The 19,899-nt window shown below is 69.8% G+C and carries 21 protein-coding genes; 5 read left to right on the top strand and 16 right to left on the bottom strand.

The window, feature by feature from the left end:
* Positions 1-7: 7 nt before the first annotated feature.
* From yajC to ruvC, 4 genes are all read right to left on the bottom strand, one after another.
* A complete protein-coding gene (yajC, locus tag ACOCEP_RS33765) occupies positions 8-415 on the bottom strand; it encodes a preprotein translocase subunit YajC (protein WP_482333373.1) in 408 nt (135 codons plus the stop codon).
* 145 nt (positions 416-560) lie between these two features.
* Positions 561-1,643, bottom strand: coding sequence for a Holliday junction branch migration DNA helicase RuvB (ruvB, locus tag ACOCEP_RS33770; RefSeq protein WP_482333375.1), 1,083 nt, complete (start codon positions 1,641-1,643; stop codon positions 561-563).
* An 8-nt stretch (positions 1,644-1,651) separates the two neighbouring features.
* Positions 1,652-2,251: a Holliday junction branch migration protein RuvA gene (gene ruvA / locus ACOCEP_RS33775; RefSeq protein ID WP_016334758.1), complete on the bottom strand. Its 600-nt coding sequence runs from the start codon at positions 2,249-2,251 to the stop codon at positions 1,652-1,654.
* Positions 2,248-2,832, bottom strand: coding sequence for a crossover junction endodeoxyribonuclease RuvC (gene ruvC / locus ACOCEP_RS33780; protein ID WP_016334759.1), 585 nt, complete (start codon positions 2,830-2,832; stop codon positions 2,248-2,250). The genes ruvA and ruvC overlap by 4 nt, the downstream gene beginning before the upstream one ends.
* Positions 2,833-2,908: 76 nt before the next feature.
* On the opposite strand from ruvC, the gene ACOCEP_RS33785 reads away from it, so the two are divergent.
* Positions 2,909-3,355, top strand: a complete 447-nt coding sequence (locus ACOCEP_RS33785) for a cupin domain-containing protein (protein ID WP_482333377.1) — start codon at positions 2,909-2,911, stop codon at positions 3,353-3,355.
* Between the two features lie 290 nt (positions 3,356-3,645).
* On the opposite strand, the gene ACOCEP_RS33790 is transcribed toward ACOCEP_RS33785, so the two are convergent.
* The 5 genes from ACOCEP_RS33790 to ACOCEP_RS33810 form a co-directional block, all read right to left on the bottom strand.
* Complete coding sequence (locus ACOCEP_RS33790; protein WP_482333379.1) at positions 3,646-4,176, bottom strand: DUF4262 domain-containing protein; 531 nt, start codon at positions 4,174-4,176, stop codon at positions 3,646-3,648.
* A 152-nt stretch (positions 4,177-4,328) separates the two neighbouring features.
* A complete protein-coding gene (locus ACOCEP_RS33795) occupies positions 4,329-5,078 on the bottom strand; it encodes a YebC/PmpR family DNA-binding transcriptional regulator (protein ID WP_016334762.1) in 750 nt (249 codons plus the stop codon).
* A 50-nt stretch (positions 5,079-5,128) separates the two neighbouring features.
* Entirely contained in the window at positions 5,129-5,758 is a 630-nt protein-coding gene (gene pdxT / locus ACOCEP_RS33800) for a pyridoxal 5'-phosphate synthase glutaminase subunit PdxT (RefSeq protein WP_482333381.1), read from the bottom strand.
* Between the two features lie 54 nt (positions 5,759-5,812).
* Positions 5,813-6,133 (bottom strand): AzlD domain-containing protein, encoded by a 321-nt coding sequence (locus tag ACOCEP_RS33805; protein ID WP_007034928.1) that lies wholly within the window; start codon positions 6,131-6,133, stop codon positions 5,813-5,815.
* Positions 6,133-6,846, bottom strand: a complete 714-nt coding sequence (locus tag ACOCEP_RS33810) for an AzlC family ABC transporter permease (protein WP_482333383.1) — start codon at positions 6,844-6,846, stop codon at positions 6,133-6,135. The genes ACOCEP_RS33805 and ACOCEP_RS33810 overlap by 1 nt, the downstream gene beginning before the upstream one ends.
* Positions 6,847-6,914: 68 nt before the next feature.
* Here ACOCEP_RS33810 and ACOCEP_RS33815 point away from each other — a divergent pair, with 68 nt between their 5' ends.
* Entirely contained in the window at positions 6,915-7,481 is a 567-nt protein-coding gene (locus ACOCEP_RS33815; RefSeq protein ID WP_034308044.1) for a helix-turn-helix domain-containing protein, read from the top strand.
* Here the strand turns inward: ACOCEP_RS33815 and ACOCEP_RS33820 are convergent, their stop codons facing one another.
* Positions 7,482-8,852: an APC family permease gene (locus ACOCEP_RS33820; protein WP_482333386.1), complete on the bottom strand. Its 1,371-nt coding sequence runs from the start codon at positions 8,850-8,852 to the stop codon at positions 7,482-7,484.
* 142 nt (positions 8,853-8,994) lie between these two features.
* Here ACOCEP_RS33820 and ACOCEP_RS33825 point away from each other — a divergent pair, with 142 nt between their 5' ends.
* Complete coding sequence (locus ACOCEP_RS33825; protein WP_482333388.1) at positions 8,995-9,606, top strand: TetR/AcrR family transcriptional regulator; 612 nt, start codon at positions 8,995-8,997, stop codon at positions 9,604-9,606.
* A complete protein-coding gene (locus ACOCEP_RS33830) occupies positions 9,603-10,670 on the top strand; it encodes a DmpA family aminopeptidase (RefSeq protein WP_482333390.1) in 1,068 nt (355 codons plus the stop codon). The genes ACOCEP_RS33825 and ACOCEP_RS33830 overlap by 4 nt, the downstream gene beginning before the upstream one ends.
* Here ACOCEP_RS33830 and ACOCEP_RS33835 read toward each other — a convergent pair.
* The 5 genes from ACOCEP_RS33835 to ACOCEP_RS33855 all read right to left on the bottom strand — a co-directional run bounded on the left by ACOCEP_RS33835 (position 10,667) and on the right by ACOCEP_RS33855 (position 17,084).
* On the bottom strand, positions 10,667-13,333 hold the full coding sequence (locus ACOCEP_RS33835) for an AfsR/SARP family transcriptional regulator (RefSeq protein WP_482333392.1): 2,667 nt from the start codon (positions 13,331-13,333) through the stop codon (positions 10,667-10,669). The two genes, ACOCEP_RS33830 and ACOCEP_RS33835, sit on opposite strands and share 4 nt — an antisense overlap.
* An 89-nt stretch (positions 13,334-13,422) precedes the next feature.
* Positions 13,423-13,923, bottom strand: a complete 501-nt coding sequence (locus ACOCEP_RS33840; protein ID WP_482333394.1) for a peptidase inhibitor family I36 protein — start codon at positions 13,921-13,923, stop codon at positions 13,423-13,425.
* 123 nt (positions 13,924-14,046) lie between these two features.
* A complete protein-coding gene (locus ACOCEP_RS33845; protein WP_482333396.1) occupies positions 14,047-14,463 on the bottom strand; it encodes a DUF6892 domain-containing protein in 417 nt (138 codons plus the stop codon).
* 92 nt (positions 14,464-14,555) lie between these two features.
* Positions 14,556-15,470, bottom strand: a complete 915-nt coding sequence (gene pdxS, locus ACOCEP_RS33850; RefSeq protein WP_007034941.1) for a pyridoxal 5'-phosphate synthase lyase subunit PdxS — start codon at positions 15,468-15,470, stop codon at positions 14,556-14,558.
* A gap of 195 nt (positions 15,471-15,665) precedes the next feature.
* Positions 15,666-17,084 carry an FAD-binding oxidoreductase gene (locus ACOCEP_RS33855; RefSeq protein ID WP_482333397.1) on the bottom strand — a complete coding sequence of 473 codons (1,419 nt, stop codon included), beginning with the start codon at positions 17,082-17,084 and terminating at the stop codon, positions 15,666-15,668.
* A 163-nt stretch (positions 17,085-17,247) separates the two neighbouring features.
* Between ACOCEP_RS33855 and ACOCEP_RS33860 the strand changes: the two genes are divergently transcribed.
* Positions 17,248-19,356, top strand: a complete 2,109-nt coding sequence (locus ACOCEP_RS33860) for an elongation factor G-like protein EF-G2 (protein WP_482333398.1) — start codon at positions 17,248-17,250, stop codon at positions 19,354-19,356.
* 58 nt (positions 19,357-19,414) lie between these two features.
* Here the strand turns inward: ACOCEP_RS33860 and ACOCEP_RS33865 are convergent, their stop codons facing one another.
* Positions 19,415-19,888, bottom strand: coding sequence for an XdhC family protein (locus ACOCEP_RS33865; protein WP_482333400.1), 474 nt, complete (start codon positions 19,886-19,888; stop codon positions 19,415-19,417).
* Between the last annotated feature and the right edge of the window lie 11 nt (positions 19,889-19,899).

Below are 19,899 nucleotides of genomic sequence, written 5' to 3' on the forward strand. Positions count from 1 at the left end.
ACCAGCGCTACTTCTTGCCGTGCTCCAGCGGAGGAGCGATCTGCGCGCCCGACTTCTCCTCGACGCGCTCGTCGTCCTTCGACTCGACGACCGGCGCCTCGACGACCTCGTCGGTGTCGGTGGCGTCGGTGGCGTCCTCGTCGGTCTCCACGACCGGCTCGACCTTCTCGCGGACGGCCTGGCGCAGCCAGGTGGTCACGACGCCCGGAGCGATCTCGAGGTCGATCGTGGTGTCGGCGGAAGCGTCGGCGACAGACGCGTAGAGACCGGAGGTGGTCATCACCCGGTCACCGGGAGCCAGGCTCGAGAGCAGCTCCTGCTGCGCTGCCGCCGCCTTCTTCTGCTTACGGGTGCCCATGACGAGCGGAATCGCCACAACGAGCATCAGGAGCAGCGGCAGCAATAACTGGTTCATGATTCTCCATTTCGAGCGGACGCCGCGCGGTGCGCTGTTTTGTCCGGTTTGGCGGGGTGTGCTCTCTCCGAGTGTGCCAGGTGCCAGCGGAAACTCCACCACCACCCGTCGTCACCACGGGCCCCGGACCGCGTGAACGGTCCGGTCAGTCCTGGTCGAACAGGGTCGGTCCGCCCTGCTCACCACGGGTGGCACCGGCCGGGACCGGCAGGCCGAGGTGTTCCCACGCGGCCGCTGTGGCGACCCGGCCGCGAGGAGTGCGGGCGAGCATACCGGCGCGGACCAGGTAAGGCTCACACACCTCTTCGACGGTGGTCGGTTCCTCCCCCACCGCGACGGCCAGCGTGGACACGCCGACCGGGCCGCCGCCGAAGGAGCGGACCAGCGCGGTCAGCACCGCGCGGTCGAGCCGGTCGAGACCGAGTTCGTCGACGTCGTAGACCTCCAGCGCGGCACGCGCGATCTTGCGCGTGACCTTGCCGTCGGCCCTGACCTCGGCGTAGTCGCGTACCCGGCGCAGGAGCCGGTTCGCGATCCGGGGTGTGCCGCGGGACCGGCGGGCGATCTCCGCGCAGCCGTCCCGGTCGATGTCGATGTCGAGGATCGTGGCCGCCCGGCGGGCGACGAGCTCCAGTTCGGCGTCGCTGTAGAACTCCATCTGTCCGGTGAAACCGAACCGGTCACGCAGCGGACCGGTCAGCGAACCGGACCTCGTCGTGGCCCCGACCAGCGTGAACGGCGCGATCTCCAGCGGGATGCTGGTGGCGCCGGGGCCCTTGCCGACGACGACGTCGACACGGAAGTCCTCCATCGCGAGGTACAGCATCTCCTCGGCGGGACGGGCGATGCGGTGGATCTCGTCGATGAACAGGACGTCGCCGGGTGCCAGGTTGGACAGCATCGCGGCCAGATCGCCCGCGCGTTCCAGCGCCGGCCCGGAGGTGATGCGGATGGCGGCGTCGAGTTCGGCGGCGACGATCATCGCCATACTCGTCTTGCCCAGCCCCGGCGGGCCCGAGAGCAGGACGTGATCCGGCGGCACACCCCGGCGCCGCGCGCTTTCCAGGACGAGTTCGAGCTGTTCACGCACTCGCGGCTGGCCGACGAACTCGTCGAGCTTGCGCGGGCGCAGCGTGGTCTCGACCTCGCGTTCGCCCGTCTGCGGCAGCGCCGAGAGCGTCTCAGTGTCGCCGTCGGTTTCGAACTCCGTCACGGCCTCATAGTCCATGTGGCCGGTTACCGCTTACGCCCGAGGGTGGCCAACGCGGCGCGCAGCACGGACGACGTCGTGTGGCCTTCGCCCTCGCCGAGCACCTTGTCGACGGCCTGTTCGGCCTGTTTGGCCGGGAAGCCGAGGCCCGCGAGCGCCTCGACGACCTCGCCCCGCAGCGCGCCGGGCGCGACGACCGACGGCGAACCGTCGGTCGGGCCCGCGAGCGCGGTGACCTTGTCCCGCAGTTCGAGCGTGAGCCGCTCGGCGCCCTTGCGGCCGATGCCGGGCACCTGGGTGAGCACGGTGATGTTGCCTTCGACCAGCGCGGACCGCAGCTTGTCGGGATCGAGGACGGCGAGCGTCGCGAGCGCGAGCCGCGGGCCGATCCCGGAGACCGTCTGCAGCAGGCCGAACAGCTCGCGGGCATCCGCGTCGGCGAAACCGAACAGTGTCAGGGAATCCTCACGGACCACGAGCGCGGTGTGCAGCATCGCCTGCTCGCCTCGGCGAAGCGTCGCGAGGGTGGCGGGGGTGGCCTGCACGGCGAAGCCCACTCCCCCGACCTCGATCACGACGTGGTCGAGACCGATGGAGAGGATTTCACCGCGTACCGAGGAGATCATCGAGCCGCTCCCTGCGTCTTTGCTTGTTTGGCCGCGGCGGCAAGCCTGGCCTTGTGGTTCTTGGCGATCTCGGCGGCCCTGGCCTCGGCTTCGGCGAGCCGGACCCGCATCGGCTCGCGCCACAGGTGGCAGATGGCGAGCGCGAGCGCGTCCGCGGCGTCCGCCGGATGCGGTTTGACCTCGAGACCGAGCAGCCGCATGACCATACCGGTGACCTGCGCCTTGTCCGCGCGGCCGGAGCCCGTGACGGCGGCCTTGACCTCGCTCGGGGTGTGGAACACGACCGGCAGTCCGCGCCGGGCCGCGGCGAGCGCGACGACGCCGCCCGCCTGCGCGGTGCCCATCGCGGTGCGCACGTTGTGCTGCGCGAACACCCGCTCCACGGCGACGGCCTCGGGTTTGTAGCGATCCATCCAGCGCTCGACCGCGTCGGAGATCCCCAGCAGGCGTACGGCGAGATCGGCGTCCGGCGGGGTCCGCACGACGTCGACGGCCACCGGGCGGACGGTGCGGCCCGTGCCGCCGTCGACCACCCCGAGCCCGCACCTGGTCAGACCGGGGTCGACCCCGAGTACCCGCACGCGTTTTCCTCCGCTCCGGCGAACATCAGTTCGAGCTCCGAGGCTACCCGGAGCAGGGGCCGGGCAAGATGAGGACATGCCGAGTCCCGACGAGTTCACCGCCCATCTGGGTCTTCAGCCGTTACCCGTGGAGGGTGGCCGCTGGGCGCAGAGCTGGCGCGACGAAACCGCGTCCGCGATCTACTACCTGCTCGCGCCTCCGGAGGCCTCGGCGCCGCACCGGCTGGACCGGCTGGAGATCTACGCGCACCACGCGGGGGCGCCGGTGCGGATGCTGCTGTTGTTCCCGGACGGGAGTGTTTCGCGGCCGGTGCTGGGTCCGGACGTCGCGGCCGGTCAACGTCCGCAGGTGGTGGTGCCCGCCGGGGTGTGGCAGGCGTCGGTGAGTACCGGTGAGTGGAGCCTGGTCGGCACCGTGGTGGTGCCGCCTTATACGGACGACTGCGTGGAGTTCCGGTCCGCGGCTGCTTTGGTCGGCGAGTGGCCGGACGCGGCTACGGATCTGGAGCCCTGGCTCGAGTGAGCGTGGGTCTTTGCATGTCCTTGCCTGACGTCCGCCCCAGCACGCCGACTGTGTGGATTTCGGGACGTTGGATGACCAAAAAGCCACACAGTGCCCCACGTGACCGCTCCGGTCACGATGCCAGACCACCGGAGAGGTGAGGGGTGTGTGGAAATAGAGACGTTGAACGTCTCTATTTCCGCACACCCCTCACCTGCGGTAACACTCGGCACACGCCTGCCCCGAGTACGTGAAGGCCCCCTTCATTGCGTCTAGCGCAATGAAGGGGGCCTTCACGTACTAAGCGAACCTCAGGGTCCGTCGACGCCCGGGGTCCAGCTCTCCGGGTCACCGGATTCGGTCAGCACCGGCTGGTACCGCGCGAAGCCCTCGGGCGCGTCCGCGTGCCACGGGAAGTGCCCTTCCGGCGTGGCGACGATCAGTTGCAGCGCCGGGAAGTCCCCGTCCGGGTAGATCAGGAACGCGCTCCCGAAGTACTCGGGATAGTGCCCCTTCGCGACCCGTTCGAAGACCACCGGCGCGCCCTCGAAGAAATCGTCGTACCGTTTGCCGACCTCGAAGATCTCGCCCGCGGCCGCGCGGTCGACGTAGGCGTCGAGGAGGACCGGCCCCATGTGCTCGGGCAGTCCGATCACGACCGCTTCCGCGACGTTGTGCAACGCCCAGGCGCACGCGGTGAAGCAGAAGGGCGCGTCGTTCTCGTCGCCTTCGACCGCGATGACCGCGTTCCCTCTCGCCTTCGCCTGTCCCTCGATCCACTGGATCAGTTCGGCTTCTTCGGCGGTGAGGGCGTCGGCTTCGGAGGTCGTCACGCGCGACATTGTGCCCCACGCGAGCGCCCGCACCTAGTCCCGGGACCGATTTTCCGCGGCATGGCGGGAAAATCGATCAGCCGACCTCGGCCATGACCTCGTCCGAAACATGGAATCCGGCGCAGTGCGTACACGTTCCGCACGTCGTCGCGAACAATCGATCAGCCGACCTCGGCCATGACCTCGTCCGAAACATCGAAGTTCGCGTACACGTTCTGCACGTCGTCGCAATCCTCGAGCGCGTCGATGAGCTTGAAGACCTTCTTCGCGCCTTCGACGTCCAGCGGGACGCTGACCGACGGCAGGAAGGTGAGATCCGCGGACTCGTACTCGAAACCGGCTTCCTGCAAGGCTTTCCGGACCGGGACGAGGTCGGTGGCCTCGGAGACGATCTCGAAGTTCTCGTCGAGGTCGTTCACCTCTTCGGCACCCGCGTCGAGCACGGCCATGAGCACGTCGTCCTCGCCGGCGTCACCCTTGGGCATGATCACGACGCCCTTGCGGTTGAACATGTAGGCGACCGAACCCGGGTCGGCGAGCGAGCCGTTGTTCCGGGTGAGCGCGGTGCGCACCTCCATGGCGGCGCGGTTCTTGTTGTCGGTGAGGCATTCGATCAGCACGGCCACACCGTTCGGGCCGTAGCCTTCGTAGGTGATGGTCTGCCAGTCGGCGCCACCGGCCTCTTCACCGGCGCCGCGTTTGCGGGCGCGCTCGATGTTGTCCTGCGGGACCGAGTTCTTCTTGGCCTTCTGGATGGCGTCGTAGAGCGTCGGGTTGCCGTCCGGGTCGCCACCGCCGGTCCGGGCCGCCACCTCGATGTTCTTGATCAACCGGGCGAAGAGCTTGCCGCGCTTCGCGTCCAGGTTGGCCTTCTTGTGCTTCGTGGTGGCCCACTTGGAGTGGCCGCTCATCTCTCCTCCATCTACTCCTGTGCCCGCCGCTGAGCACAGTGTCGGTTTTGCTAAGCCTGCCGCACGAGGTCGACGAACAGCCTGTGCACGCGTTCGTCCCCGGTGAGTTCGGGGTGGAACGACGTGGCGAGTACCGCCCCCTGCCGGACCGCGACGATCCTAGCGGCCGCGTCCTCGGAGCCCGGCATTTCGGGGACACTGGCGAGTACCTCGACCCCGTCGCCCGCCTTTTCCACCCACGGGGCGCGGATGAACACAGCGTGCACCGGGCCGCCCTCGACGCCGGTGAAGTCGAGGTCCGCCTCGAAGGAGTCCACCTGCCGCCCGAACGCGTTGCGCCGGACGACGACGTCGAGACCGCCGAGTTGCCGCTGGTCAGGCCGCCCGTCGAGGGCCTGGCGGGCGAGCAGGATCATCCCGGCGCAGGAGCCGAACGCGGGCATGCCCTCCGCGATGCGTTCGCGCAGCGGCTCCAGCAGTTCGAAGGTCTCCAGCAGCCTCGACATGGTGGTCGACTCGCCGCCCGGCAGCACCAGACCATCCACTTCGGACAGTTCACTCGGGCGACGGACCGGCAGAGCCCGCGCACCGGCGCGTTCCACCATCGCGGCGTGCTCCCGCACGTCGCCCTGCAGTGCGAGCACGCCGACCACCGGCCGTGCCCCCGTCGCGATCGCCACCCGACCTCCCGAAAGACCTTCCCCTTAGCTTAGGCGCCCCGGGGAAGGGCCAGGTCACGGGACCCCGGCCAGCCTCAGCAGGGCGGCGGTCGCGGCGGCCGCGACGACGACCAGCGCGAACGGCGCCTTGCGCCAGGCCAGCACGCCACCGACCAGCACTCCGGCGGGCCGGGCGTAGCCGGCGAACTCGTGACCCTCGGTGAGCGCGGCGACCGCGACCAGGGCGGCCAGCAGGACGACGGCCGAACGCGCCATCAGTTTCTCGGCCTTGGGCGAGACGGTGAACCGTGCCTTCAGCACCGGTCCGGCGAACCGGAAGGCGAAGGTCCCGGCCGCGAGCACACCGCCGGCGATGATCAGTTCCAGCGGATCCATCAGTGCACTCCCTCGGGTTCGCGTTCGGCGGGTTCCTTGGCCGCCACCCCGGCCAGCACGCCGACCAGCGCGAGCAGCACCGGCAGCCCGGCGGGCAGGAACGGCGTCGTCGCCAGCGCGACGGCGACACCGACGAGCACCGGCAGCCGGGCGGCGCGGTCACGCAGCGACGGCAGGACCAGCGCGAGCAGGACCGCCGGGAAGGCCGCGTCGAGACCGAACGCGTCGGTGTCGCTGATCGCGGTCCCGGCGTAGGCCCCGGCGAGGACGCCGACGTTCCAGCAGACGAACAGCCCGATCCCGCAGACCCAGTACGCCGCCTTGCGCCGCTCTTCGTCACGCTGGGCCAGGGCGAACGCGACGGATTCGTCGATCATCAGGTGACTGCCGACGATCCTCGACGACCACCGCTTCCCGAGGACGTCGCCGATCGCGAAGCCGAAGGGCAGATGCCGCGCGTTGGCGAGCAGTCCCGCCGCGACGGCCGCGACCGGGCTGCCCCCCGCGGCGATGATGCCGACGAACATGAACTGCGAGGCACCGGCGAAGACCAGCACGGAAAGCAGCATCGGCGCCCAGATCGGGAAGCCGGAGCCCACCGCGATGGCGCCGTAGGAGATGCCGACAATGGTGTCGGCGAGGCAGACCAGCCCGATGTCACGGAGAAGATCGCGCCCCAGGACACGAGCGGTTGTTCGCCATATCGAACGCATAGCGTCATACAATGAACGAACGCAGCCGTGTTCGTCAAGGCGAACGCAATGACCGATGGAGCGAACGCATGTCCCCGACCGCGTCCGACGGCGCCCCACTGGACGTCATCGCCATGTCCCTGCGCCGGGAACGCGCCCGCACCGGGCTGTCCCTCACCGAGGTCGCCAAACGCGCCGGCATCGCGAAATCCACGCTCTCGCAGCTGGAGTCCGGCACCGGGAATCCGAGCGTCGAGACGATCTGGGCGTTGTGCGTCGCGCTCGACGTCCCGTTTTCGCGGGTGGTCGAGCCGGAACGCCCTCGCGTGCAGGTCATCCGCTCGGGCAGCGGTCCGACGGTGTTCGCCGAACACGCCGACTACGCGTGCACCCTGCTCAGTTCGTGCCCGCCCGGCGCCCGGCGCGACGTGTACCTCATCCGCGCCGAGCCCGGGAAACCGCGGCTCTCGGATCCGCATATGAGCGGCATCGTCGAGCACATCGTCCTCAGTGCGGGCCGCGCCAAGGTCGGCCCGCTGGACGAGCCGGTCGAACTGCTGCCCGGGGACTACATCTGTTACCCCGGCGATGTCCCGCACATCTTCGAGGCACTCGAACCGGGCACGTACGGCGTCGAGATCGCCGAGTACACCTGATCAGACCGGTTCCTTCTCCTCGGTGACGTCGGCGAGTTTCCAGCCACCCTTCCGCCGCAGCACCAGGACGTAATACGCGATGGACAGCAGTGCGACGCAGGCCGTGACGATGAGGCTCGGCCGTCCCACCGCCGGATCGAGCAGGTTCTGGTAGACGACGAACACCAGGACGGCCAGCGCCAGCACCGGCGCGACCGGGAACCACGGCATCCGGTACTTCGCGTGCGCGGTGGCGCCGGTCCGCCGTCCGACGATCGCGCCGAGACAGAGCGCCGCGTAGACCGCCACGATCGACGTGCTCGTCACCACCAGCAGCAATTTCGGGTCGACGAAGCACAGCAGGGCGGCCACCAGCCCGGTGCCGACGGTGGCGACCCACGGCGTCCCGAATTTCGGATGCACCGCGGCCAGCGTCCGGTTGACCGGCGACGGCCACGCGCGGTCGCGGCCGCTGCTGAACAGCATCCGCGAGCTGATCAGCACGATCGCCAGCACGGCGTTGATGATCGCGAGCGCGACCGCGAGCCCGAGCACCGTGTCGAGGGTTCCGCCGCCGCGCGAATCGATGAAGTAGGACAGCATGTTCTCCGAGGCGAACAGCGCGTTCAGATCGGGCGCGCCGAGCAGGACGGCGGTCACCGGGACCAGCTCGGCGAGCACGGTGATGCCCAGCGCGAGCAGGATCGCCCTGGCGATCCCCCGCGACGCGTCCTGCGTCTCCTCGCCGAAGTACACGGCCGAGCCGTAGCCGTTGTAGGCGAAGATCGCGACCGACGTGGCGATCGCGATGGCGCCGACCGTGGCCGGTCCGCCGTCCGAGGCGACCGGATGGGCCAGCAGTTCGGTGAACGAGCGTGCCGGGTTCAGCAGCCCGAGCGCGCTGACCACGATCAGCGCGAGGATCTCGATCGCCAGGAAGATCCCGGTGACCCAGGCGTTGAGCTTGATGTCGAAGATGCCGACGACGGCCGCGACCACGCAGGTCACGGCGGCGATCACCGAACCCGGCACGCCGGGCAGGAGCACGCCGAGGTAGGTGCCGACGCCGAGCGCGATCACCGCGACGATGAGCACCTGCGTGATGATCATCAGGCCCAGTACGGCGAATCCGGGCAAGCGGCCCAGCGTGCGGGTGACGATCGCGTACTCGCCTCCCGCCAGGGGAAAGGCCGACGCCAGTTCGGCGTAGACGAAGGCCATGAACACACCGACCACCGCGGCGGCCACGAAGCTGTAGAAGGCGCCCGTCCCAGCACCGGAGATCACCCCCGGCGCGATGATGAAGACCGACGAGGCGGGACTGATCGCGGACAGCGTGATGAGCAGCGTGCCGAGGGTGCGCAGACCGCGGCGCAGGGCGGGAGTGGACACGGCCGACCTCCTACAAGGTGGGTTCCTTGAATCTCCTTCGGAAAACCGTTGAGCACGCATCAAAGGCCCTCCATCGTGTGACGTCAAGAGCTGATCGCTCCCAGCTCTTGCGTTTTTCGAACAAGATTCGAAGAATGAGGGCATGGCGAGACCCAGCAAGGCGGCGGAGCGGCGTACCGAACTGATCGCGGTGGCCAGGCAGGCCGTCCTCGAACGCGGCGTGCTGAACCTGAGGCTGAGGGACGTCGCCGAGGGCGCGGGCCTGTCGTCGGGTTCGGTCCTGTACTACTTCCCCACCCTCACCGACCTGCTCCAGGAAGTGCAGCGCGAGGCGGTTGCCCGGTTCTGTTCGGCGAGGGAACTGGCCGCGAGCACGACGGCGAAACCGTCCGACCGGTTGCGGGCGATGATCCGCAGCGGTCTGCCGGCCGGTCCCGACGACGAACTCTGCGTGCTGCTCTACGAACTCGGCACGATCGCCCGCCGCGATCCCGTGTACGCCGCCCGGCACATCACGCTCTACGAGCAGCAGGTGCGGATCTACACCGGCATCCTCGAAGCGGGCGCCGCCACCGGCGAGTTCACCCTGACCGCGGACCCGGTGTCGATCGCGCGGAACCTCGTCGCGCTGGAAGACGGCTACGGCCTGCACCTCACTCAGGCCGTACCGACGCTGGAAACCGCCACGGCCGAAGCGATGTTGCTCTCCTACGCCCGCACAGCCACCTCGAACCCCTTGGAGGACCGTCCATGACCCGCGCCCGCGACCTGGGTGTCCCGCTGCCCGGCCGGACCGGCGAGCACAACGCGCTCACCGACGTCCCCGGCGTCGAGATCGGTTTCACGACCCTCGTCGAAGGCGAGTCGGTGCGCACCGGCGTCACCGCGGTCCTGCCGCGCGGACGCGAGGACTTCGCCGTGCCGTGCGCGGCCGGGACGTACGCCCTCAACGGCAACGGCGAGATGACCGGCACCGCGTGGCTGGCCGAGACCGGGTCGCTGACCCTGCCGGTGCTGATCACCTCGACGCACGCCGTCGGCGCGTGCCACCGCGGCACGATCGACTGGGTCGTACGCGAGCGGCCCGACGTGGCCGCCGAATGGCTGCTCCCGGTGGTCGCCGAGACGTGGGACGGCTACCTGAACGACAGCACCGCGCCGACGATCCACAGTGGACACGCCATCGCCGCGATCGATGCCGCGCGAACGGGTCCGATCAGCGAAGGCTCCGTCGGCGGCGGCACGGGGATGACCTGTTACGGCTTCAAGGGCGGCACCGGCACCGCGTCCCGCGTCGTGTCCTACGGGGACGACGAGTACACCGTGGGAGTGGTGGTGCAGGCCAACTTCGGCTCACGTCGCGAGCTCACCGTCGCGGGTGAGCACGTGGGAACGGAACTCGGCGCCGACAACCCGATGGAGGAGGCCTGGACGGCGCCCTCGGGTGCCGGGTCCGTGATCGTGATCGTCGGCACCGACGCTCCCCTGCTGCCCGGCCAGTGCACGTCGCTCGCCCGCCGGGTCCCGCTCGGCCTCGCCCGCACGGGAACCGCGGGTTCGCATTTCTCCGGCGACCTCTTCCTCGCCTTCAGCACGGCGAACCCGGGAGCGCTCACCAGCAGGTTCCCGCGCACGGAGGAAGCCGAGTACGAAAGCCTGCGGTTCGTCCCGTGGGGCAGGCTCGACCCGTTCTTCGAGGCGGTGGTGCAGGCGACCGAGGAGGCGGTGCTCAACGCCCTGTTCGCGAACGAGGAGATGACCGGTCACCGCGGCCGCCGGGTCCCCGCCTTGCCGACGGCGCGGTGGCACGCGGTCTAGGTAGCGATCAGCACCTTCGCGGGGGCCCGCGCGAGGTCCAGCCGGACCCGCGCGGCGCAGATGTCGTCGGAGAGCGAGTCCAGCAGCTCCAGCGCGCGGCGCAGGCAGGACATCGCGTTCCGCCGGTCCTCGCGCCGCAAGTACAGCTGGCCCCGCCTGCGCAGGACGAGCGCCGTGCGGTGCGGATCGTTCAGCTCGGCGCACAGGCGGCCGGCGTCGTCCAGTGCCGCTTCCGCCTCGTCGAGCAGCCCGAGCTCCACGCTCGCGACGGCGTACGAGGTGTGCGCGTGCGCCATGCCGAGAACGTCACCGACCTCTCGGAAGAGAACCAGCGCCCCCCTGGCGGTCGCGCGCGCTTCCTCCGGCCGTCCGGTCACCCGGGCGAGGACGCTGAGCCCGGTCAGCGCCCTGGCCCGTCCGGCGGGGTCGCCGATCCGCTCGCTGATCCGGCACGACTCGGTGAGCGCCTCATCCGCCGCCGGGTAGTCGTCCCGGTACAGGTCGATCTGGCCGATTCCCCGTAGCAGCGCGGCTTCCCCGCGCGCGCACCCCGACTCCCTCGCCGCGGCGAGAGCGCATCGATGGCACCGCGACCATTCCGCGTACAGTCCATTGTGGTCGAAGTACGACGAGGTCACGACGGCGAGTTCCCAGGCGAGCTCGCCCAGTCCGGCGTCCGCCGCGTGCGAGACGGCGGCCTGCAGGGCGGGCAGTTCGCACCGGAACCACGAAAACGGTTCCGTCACCAGCGTTTCGTCGAGTGAGGTCCGGGTCGCGCCGCCCGCTTCGGGCCGCAAGACGCTCCGGGGCAACCGTTCCGCGGCCTTTTCGGCGAGCCAGAGCCAGCCGCCGAGCACTCTTTCGACCGTCTCCGCGCGTAGCCGTTCCGGCTCGGCCTGCTCGACGGCGAACGCGCGCAGGAGATCGTGCAAGCGGTACCGGGGTGCGCCAGTGGTCCGAGGAACCGGCTGGATCATATGCCGATGCCGCAGGTCTTCGAGCGCGCGGGACGTCGCCTCTGGCTCGCCGCCGTCCGCCAGCGCCGCCGCCCAGACCGGGAAATCCGCGGCGGGCAGCAAACCGAGCCTTCGGAAGACCCGCTGCCGGTCCGGCGTCAGTTGCCGGTAGCCGAGGGACAGGCTGCCGCGAACGGCGAGATCCCCGGTGCGCAGCCAATCCAGCCGTCGCCCTTCGACGGACAGTTCGCCCGCGACGTCGGCGAGCCGCCATCCCGCGCGGTCGCCGATCCGGCTGCCGGCGATCCGCAACGCCAACGGGAGGCCACCGCACAGTTCGAGGACCTGCCGGGCGGCAACGGGATCTTCGCCGGTCTCGGTGAGCTTCGAGAGCAGAGCCGCCGCGTCCTCCGGTGGCAGGAGATCGACCGGGACCTTGCGGCCGAGTTCGAGTCCGGCCAGGGAGCACCGGCTCGTGACGATCACCGCGCAGCCGCCGGACGCGGGAAGCAACGGACGCAGCTGTGCCTCTCCGGCGGCGTCGTCCAGGACGAGCAGCACGCGACGGCCGTGGAGCAGGCTGCGGAACAGGCAGGCGCATTCGTCGGCGTCGGCCGGGATCTCGTCGGCGGGGGTGCCGAAGGCGCGCAGGAAACCGGCGAGTACGGCATCCGGCGGCCTCGGCTCGTTCGTGGTCCCCCGCAGGGACGCGAACAACCGCCCGTCGGGGTAGCCGTGCGCGACCCGGTGGGCGAGCCGGATCGCCAGCGAAGATTTGCCGACTCCGCCCGCGCCGGTCAGCAGCAGCACGGGCGGGGTGTCGCGGCCGTCGCCCTCGCCTAGTTCCCTCAGCAGATCCGCGATGAGCGCGTCCCTGCCGACGAAGTCCGGGATCCCGGGCGGCAGCTGGCTCGGCACGGCGATGTCGTGGTACGCGGGATACTCGCGCGCGGTCCTGCCCCGTCCCTCGCGCAGGATCTCGCACTGCAACGCGCGAATCGACGCCGACGGTTCGACGCCGAGTTCGTCGACCAGCCTGCGGCGCCATCCGGCGTAGACGTCGAGCGCCTCGGCCATCCGGCCGGCGCGGGCGAGCGCGGTCATCAGCTGCCCGCAGGCCCGTTCACGGAACGGCGCCTCGGCGAGCAGGTCGCGCAGCCCGGGGACGAGCCTGTCGTGTTCGCCGAGGCCGAGCTCGGCGTCGGCCTTGTCCTCCAGTACCGACAGGCGTTCTTCCTCCCAGTGCGCGACCACCTCGGCCGCGGCGGGGATGCCGGCGAGCACCGGTCCGCGCCAGAGTTCGAGCGCGTCCCGGAATCGTTGAGCGGCCTCGCGATGGCAGTCACGGGCCAGCAGTTCGCGGCCCTGGGCGGTGAGGCGGGTGAAGCGGCCGGTGTCGGTCTCCTCGGGCGCCGCGTCGAGAAGATACGCCGCTCCCCTGGTGAGAATCGGCGTTCCACCGGCCGGCTTGCGCAAAGCCCGGCGAAGGCCTGAGATCAGACCTTGGACCTGAACTCTCGCCGAAATCGGCGGCGCCTCGCCCCAGAGCTCGTCGATCATCCGGTCGAGGGGCACCGGCCGCCCCGCCTCGATCAGCAGAAGCGCGAAGACCCGGCGCGCCTGTGGCGGGCCGAGTGGCAGGTCGACGCCCTGCCACTCGGCCGCGGGTTCACCGAACAACCGATAGAAATAATTCTTTTCCTTCACCGTTTTCTCCCCCAGTATTCGAGACACCCCTGACCGAGAGTGTCACAAATATCCGAAGGCGGCGTCCGGCATTCGAAGGAAAGTCGAACTCAGCAGGCGCTGGCCGAGGTGTAAATTCTCAACGAAGTCGCCTGGTCGTTGTCACCGTTGCCCACATACGCCGACCGGGCTCCCGCCTGCATGCAGCGGCTGGTCCCGCCGCCGATGTTGTAGTACCAGCGGGCATCGACACCACGCCGGTTGTACCAGGACGACATCTGGTCGTTGAATCCGTAATCGACCAGATTCTTCAGCCCCGGGTCCCGGAACTGCAATCGCCTGCCGGTGAAATCGCGGTTTTCCCAGAGGCACACGTAGTTCGCGGCGCAATCCCCCGGCGCCATGGGCGAGAGCGACAGTGTGGTTTCCCCGTTGTTCCAGACGACCTCGTCGCGGGTGACCTTCCAGCCCGGGGTGAGCTTCGCCGCGTCGACGCCGGCGGCCTTCAGCGTGGCCGCTCCGTCGGTCGCGGCCGAAGCGGGTGCAGCCACGAGCGCGGTCGCGATCGCGGCGGCGCCCAGGGCGGCGGAAACGAACCGGAGTGTGCGCATTTGTCCTCCTAGATCCCGGCGTGCCCTCCGCACGCCGGAATCAAGGTCCCGTGATCCGCTACCCGACGCTTAAGCGGCCGGAAAGGGACCGCGGTTCATCCGCTTATCGGCGCCGCCGGCCGATCAGAGCCAGTCCGCCTCGATGCCCCGGGCACGCAGCGTCTCGAGCGCCTCGTCGTTGCCCGTGTAGAGCAGCGTCATCGACTTCAGGTTGGGGAAATGCGCGACATCGGCGAACTCGTCGACGTCGAACAACGAGTCCTCGCCGTCCCAGTTCGGCGCGATCTCGAGGTAGATCTCGTTGCCGCCGTCCATCTCGATCTCGGTGATCTTCTCCGCCAGCTCGGCGGGGACCTCGAGCTCCTCGAAGTAGGCCAAGGCCTCGGGGACCGCCTCGACGCTGCCACTGTCGTAGGAGAAGCCCTTCTCGGCGGAGTACTGCCCCAGGTCGAACTTCGGCAGGAGTTCCTGGTTGTACATCAGCTCTTGCACCACGGCGAGCTTGAAGTTGAGGTCGGTGAACGAGATCGTCTGGCTCATGCCCGGACCTTACCGGCCGGTACGCCCGGCCGGGGCCGGATCCGGAGAAGTGATCGAGGGACCGGCCGGGCCGGTCCCTCGATCACTCGGATTCACCAGCCGCGCTCGGACAGGCGGTGCGGCTCGGGCACGTCGTCGACGTTGATCCCGACCATCGCTTCACCGAGGCCACGCGAAACCTTCGCGATGACGTCCGGGTCGTCGTGGAACGTGGTGGCCTTGACGATCGCCTCGGCGCGCTGCGCCGGGTTGCCGGACTTGAAGATGCCGGAGCCGACGAACACGCCTTCGGCACCGAGCTGCATCATCATCGCGGCGTCGGCCGGGGTCGCGATACCACCGGCGGTGAACAGCACGACGGGGAGCTTGCCCTTCTCCGCGACCTCCTTGACGAGATCGTACGGGGCCTGGAGTTCCTTCGCCGCAACGTAAAGCTCGTCCTCGGGCAGTGAGGAGAGGCGGCGCAGCTCCGCGCGGATCTTGCGCATGTGCGTGGTCGCGTTCGAGACGTCGCCGGTGCCTGCCTCGCCCTTGGAGCGGATCATCGCCGCGCCCTCGTTGATACGGCGCAGCGCCTCGCCGAGGTTGGTCGCACCACAGACGAAGGGCACGGTGAAGGCCCACTTGTCGATGTGGTTCTCGTAGTCGGCCGGGGTCAGCACCTCGGACTCGTCGATGTAGTCGACGCCGAGCGACTGAAGCAGCTGGGCCTCGACGAAGTGGCCGATGCGGGCCTTCGCCATGACCGGGATCGAAACGGCCTCGATGATGCCGTCGATCAGGTCCGGGTCGCTCATCCGGGCGACGCCGCCCTGCGCGCGGATGTCCGCGGGGACCCGCTCGAGCGCCATCACCGCGACGGCGCCGGCGTCCTCGGCGATCTTCGCCTGCTCGGCGGTGACCACGTCCATGATCACACCGCCCTTGAGCATCTCCGCCATCCCGCGCTTGACCCGGGCGGTGCCGGTGAGCGAGGTGGTGGCCGTGTTCGTGGAGTCGTCAGACACTGCTGGACCTTTCGGAAAGCGCACGAGGTGGGGTGACGCCTCCGAGGGTAGGCCGCTTTTGGACCTCTGAAGCAGGCCAGTTCGCGGCGATTTCAGCAGTCCACTGGGTGATCTGGCCCGCACCCCTCCGCCGCGTTTCGTCCTCTGGTTGCGGTAGTTCGCCGGCGAACTACCGCAACCAGAGGACGAAACGCGTCAGCGGGCCAGGCCTTGCTCGAAGGCGAACAGCCCGTCCGGGTCGTACTTTCGCGCCACCCGCCGCAGGCGCGGCAGGCTGTCGCCGTAGTACGCCTTCGGCCACTCGGGCATCTCCGGGTCGATGTAGTTGACGTACCCGGCCTGCCCGTACTCGCGGCCGAGCTCGTCCCGGACCCGGCCGATCACCTGGCGCGCGTACGCCTCGCCGCCCGCCAGGCCGCGGATGATCTGGACACTGCCCAGCGCGGACCGGTGCGGGAAGCACGACTCGCTCGACGGCACCCGCGCGATCGCGCCGCCGTACGCGTCCACGATCGAGTACAGCTCCGGATCACTGCCCAGCAACGCCGCGAGCGCGTCGGGATCGGGCACCGGATGCGTCAACATCCGCGAAGTGGCCACATAGTCGCCCCGCTGCGCGACCGCGGCCGGGAACGCGGCCTCCTGGGCGAAGGCCCGCATAGAGACCAGGTGGCCCTGCTCGGTCACTTCGCGTTTGATCGGCTCGGTACCGACGCGGCGAACCAGATCGTCCAGCAATGGGTTCACCTGAGCGGCGGAACCCACGAAGCAACCACCGCAGTTCGCGACGGCCGCGCCCAGTCCCATCCCGCACCAGAGTTCGTCCGGCATCGCGGGCTGCCACTCCTGCCAGGCCGCGACCAGCGCGGCAAGCGCGGCGGGCGGGAAGACCAGGGTGAAGTTCGTCAGCGTCCTGGCGGCCGCCGTCCGGAAGGTGAACGACGTGACGATGCCGAAGTTGCCACCGCCACCGCCACGCAACGCCCACAGCAGGTCCGGCGCCGTCTCCTCCGACACCAGGCGCGCCTTCCCGTCCGCGCCGACGAAACGCACGGATTCCACATTGTCGCAGGTCAGACCGTACTTTCGCGCCAGGACACCGATCCCGCCGCCGAGGGTCAGCCCGGCGATGCCGACCTGGGGACAACTGCCGGCGGGCAGCGCGCGACCCGCCGCGGCCAGCGCCTCGTACACCGGGCCGAGCTGCGCGCCCGCCCCGATCGCCGCTCGGCCACCCGGCAGGATCCGGACCGCGCTCAGCCTGGACAGGTCGACGACCAGCCCTCTGTCCACAATGGAATAGCCGGCGTAGCTGTGCCCGCCCGAGCGGGCCGCGATCGGAATCCGCTGCCTGGCCGCGAAATCGACGCAGTGCCGCACGTCGTCCTCGTTCGCGCAGACCGCGACACCGGCGGGCAGCTTATGGTCGTAGAGGCTGAAGAACCCGAGCCGCTTTTCGTCGTACCCCGGGTCACCGGGCCGGAACAGCTCGCCTGTCAGGCGGGCGCGCAACCGTTCCCACGGACCACCCCCGCCGGGAACCCCGGCGGGCACCGCCGCCATCATCGGGACCGCCCCGGCCAGCCGTAACACCGTGCGCCTGTCGAGCTCCATCGCTCATCCCCCACCGTCGGATCGCCTCCGGGTGTCCGCCATCGAGCATAACGGCGCGTCGACATTCGGGGGTTCCCTCGCCGGTCACCTTGCCGCGACGCCCGTCGCGGGTGTGTGATCGAGGACACACCTGTCCGCGGCATCGTGTGGTGAGGAGACCGGCATGGCCGACAAACAGAGCAAGAACGGAGACTCCGGGGCCGCCGTCGCTGTGGACGACCCGGCGAAGGTCCGCAACGTCGTCCTGGTCGGCCCGTCGGGATCGGGGAAGACGACACTCGCCGAAGCGCTGCTCGCCGCGTCCGGCACGGTGACCAGGGCGGGCTCGGTCGTCGAGGGCACCACGGTATGCGACCACGACCCCGCGGCGGTCCGGCAGCAGCGGTCGGTCGGCCTTTCGGTCGCGCCTGTGCTGCACCAGGGCCACAAGATCAACCTCATCGACACCCCGGGGTACGCCGATTTCGTCGGCGAACTGCGCGCCGGGCTCCGCGCCGCCGACGCGGCGTTGTTCGTGGTCTGCGCGGCGGAAGGCGTCGACGCCGCCACGATCGCGGTCTGGGAGGAATGTGCCGCCGTCGACATGCCGAGGGCGGTGGTCGTCTCCCGGCTGGACCATCACCGCGCCGACCCCGAAGGCGAGATCGCGGCCTGTCAGGAGGCTTTCGGTGCCGGAGTCCTGCCGCTGTACCTGCCCGCGCGCGACGGGCTCGTCGGGCTCATCACACGCCGCTACTTCGACTATTCGAACGGCTTCCCACCCGAGGTCGGCGAGCCGGACGAGGCCGACCTGGCCAGGATGACCGAGGCCCGCAACGAGCTGATCGAAGGGGTCATCGCCGAGAGCGAGGACGAGACCCTGATGGACCGGTACCTCGGCGGGGAGGAGATCTCCGAGGACACGCTGATCGCCGACCTCGAAACGGCCGTCGCCCGCGGGTCCTTCCATCCGGTGATCCCGGTGTGCTCGACGACCGGGGTGGGGCTCGCCGAAGTCCTCGACGGGATCGTGCGTGCCTTTCCCTCGCCGCTGGAACACGTCCCGCCGGAGGTCACCTCCCCCACCGGCGAACCGCACGCCGGGCTCCGGGCCGATCCCGACGGCCCGCTGGCGGCCGAGGTCGTCCGCACCGCTGTCGACTCCTACGTCGGCAGGGTGTCCCTGGTGCGGGTGTTCTCCGGGACGCTGCGCCCCGAACGGCCGGTGCACGTCTCGGGCCACGGCCTCGCCGAACGGGGGCACGAGGATCACGACGCCGACGAACGGGTCGCGCATCTGTATTCGCCGCTCGGGGCCAACCTGCGCGAAGTCCCGTACTGCGTCGCAGGCGACCTCTGCGCGCTCACCAAGGTCGGCTCGGCGGAAACGGGCGACACCGTTTCCTCACCGGACGATCCGCTGATCATGAAGCCGTGGGCGATGCCGGAACCGCTCCTGCCGGTCGCCGTCGTCGCGAAGACACGCAGCGACGAGGACACTTTGGCGCGCAACCTTTCCCGGCTCGTCGCGGGCGATCCGACGCTCCGGCTGGACCGCAACGCCGAGACCAATCAGCTCGTCCTGTGGTGCATGGGCGAGGCGCACGCCGACGTCGTGCTGTCACGGCTGCGCGCCGGAGGCGCCGACGTGGACACCGAGCCCGTCCGCATCAGCCTGCGTTCGACCTTCGCCGGTCCGGGCCGCGGGCACGGACGGCACGTCAAGCAGTCCGGCGGGCACGGCCAGTTCGCCGTCTGCGACATCGAGGTCCAGCCGCTGCCGAGGGGGTCGGGCTTCGAGTTCGTGGACAAGGTCGTCGGCGGCTCGGTGCCGCACCAGTTCATCCCGAGCGTCGAAAAAGGGGTCCGGGCCCAGGCACAGCGAGGGATCGTCGACGGCCATCCGCTGATCGACATCCGGGTGACCCTCGTCGACGGGAAGGCGCACAGCGTCGACTCGTCGGACGCCGCGTTCCAGACGGCGGGCGCGCTGGCACTGAAGGAGGCTGCCGCGGCGGGCAAGATCGCACTGCTCGAACCGCTCGAAGAGGTGGCGGTGCGGCTTCCGGACGAGCACCTTGGCACCGTGCTGGGCGATCTCTCGTCCCGGCGTGGCCGCGTGCTCGGTACCGAATCGGGTGAAGGCGGCCGGACGGTCATCCGCGCCGAGGTCCCCGCGGCCGAGCTGCTGCGCTACGCGATCGACCTGCGTTCGCTGACTTCGGGCACGGCGACGTTCACCCGCAGGCACGCCAGGTTCGAGCCGATGCCGGAAGGGGCGGTGGCCTACTGACGCCGCGTTTAGTCCTCTAGATGCGGTACTTGCGTGTGCATGGATCGCGTCTAGAGGACTAAACGCGGGGTGGCGGGAACTCGAAGCCGCCCGGTCGCCCGTTCCGGTCCGCCAGCAGACCGGCCAGGGTGGCGACGGCGATCTCGGGCGGCGTGCGTGAGCCGATGTTCAGCCCGACCGGGCGATGGACCCGCGCGATCTCGTCGTCCGGGACGTCCAGTGCCTTGAGCGCGGCGACGTGGGGGCCCGCGTGGCGCGGGTTGCCGAGCACCCCGACCCACCGCGCCGGGCGCTCCAGCACGGCCTTAAGGGCGTCGCCGAGTTCGGGCCGGTCGTGATCGGTGACGACGACGTCGGCGTCCGGCCCGAGGTCGGGCACCGTCGTGAGGGCGTCCACGCCGTCGTCGACGTCGGTCACCCGCGCGCCGTCCGGCTCGAACAGCACCGTCTTGTAGCCGAGATCCTTGCCGTAGCGCAGGAGGAACGACGCCACGGGCGTCGCGAACACCGCCACCAGCAGCCGCTCGCTCATGGGTTCGTCCT

Source organism: Amycolatopsis sp. CA-211722 (assembly GCF_056828465.1).

Excerpts from the sequence above, each read along its gene's own strand:
- ACOCEP_RS33840 (WP_482333394.1), bottom strand. The coding sequence starts at position 13,923 with ATGCGCACACTCCGGTTCGTTTCCGCCGCCCTGGGCGCCGCCGCGATC.
- ACOCEP_RS33860 (WP_482333398.1), top strand. The coding sequence starts at position 17,248 with ATGGCCGACAAACAGAGCAAGAACGGAGACTCCGGGGCCGCCGTCGCT.
- ACOCEP_RS33855 (WP_482333397.1), bottom strand. The coding sequence starts at position 17,084 with ATGGAGCTCGACAGGCGCACGGTGTTACGGCTGGCCGGGGCGGTCCCG.
- ACOCEP_RS33830 (WP_482333390.1), top strand. The coding sequence starts at position 9,603 with ATGACCCGCGCCCGCGACCTGGGTGTCCCGCTGCCCGGCCGGACCGGC.
- yajC (WP_482333373.1), bottom strand. The coding sequence starts at position 415 with ATGAACCAGTTATTGCTGCCGCTGCTCCTGATGCTCGTTGTGGCGATT.
- ACOCEP_RS33790 (WP_482333379.1), bottom strand. The coding sequence starts at position 4,176 with ATGTCGCGCGTGACGACCTCCGAAGCCGACGCCCTCACCGCCGAAGAA.
- ACOCEP_RS33815 (WP_034308044.1), top strand. The coding sequence starts at position 6,915 with ATGTCCCCGACCGCGTCCGACGGCGCCCCACTGGACGTCATCGCCATG.
- ruvB (WP_482333375.1), bottom strand. The coding sequence starts at position 1,643 with ATGGACTATGAGGCCGTGACGGAGTTCGAAACCGACGGCGACACTGAG.
- ACOCEP_RS33825 (WP_482333388.1), top strand. The coding sequence starts at position 8,995 with ATGGCGAGACCCAGCAAGGCGGCGGAGCGGCGTACCGAACTGATCGCG.
- ACOCEP_RS33785 (WP_482333377.1), top strand. The coding sequence starts at position 2,909 with ATGCCGAGTCCCGACGAGTTCACCGCCCATCTGGGTCTTCAGCCGTTA.
- ACOCEP_RS33810 (WP_482333383.1), bottom strand. The coding sequence starts at position 6,846 with ATGCGTTCGATATGGCGAACAACCGCTCGTGTCCTGGGGCGCGATCTT.
- ruvA (WP_016334758.1), bottom strand. The coding sequence starts at position 2,251 with ATGATCTCCTCGGTACGCGGTGAAATCCTCTCCATCGGTCTCGACCAC.
- ACOCEP_RS33805 (WP_007034928.1), bottom strand. The coding sequence starts at position 6,133 with ATGGATCCGCTGGAACTGATCATCGCCGGCGGTGTGCTCGCGGCCGGG.
- ACOCEP_RS33845 (WP_482333396.1), bottom strand. The coding sequence starts at position 14,463 with ATGAGCCAGACGATCTCGTTCACCGACCTCAACTTCAAGCTCGCCGTG.
- ACOCEP_RS33795 (WP_016334762.1), bottom strand. The coding sequence starts at position 5,078 with ATGAGCGGCCACTCCAAGTGGGCCACCACGAAGCACAAGAAGGCCAAC.
- ACOCEP_RS33865 (WP_482333400.1), bottom strand. The coding sequence starts at position 19,888 with ATGAGCGAGCGGCTGCTGGTGGCGGTGTTCGCGACGCCCGTGGCGTCG.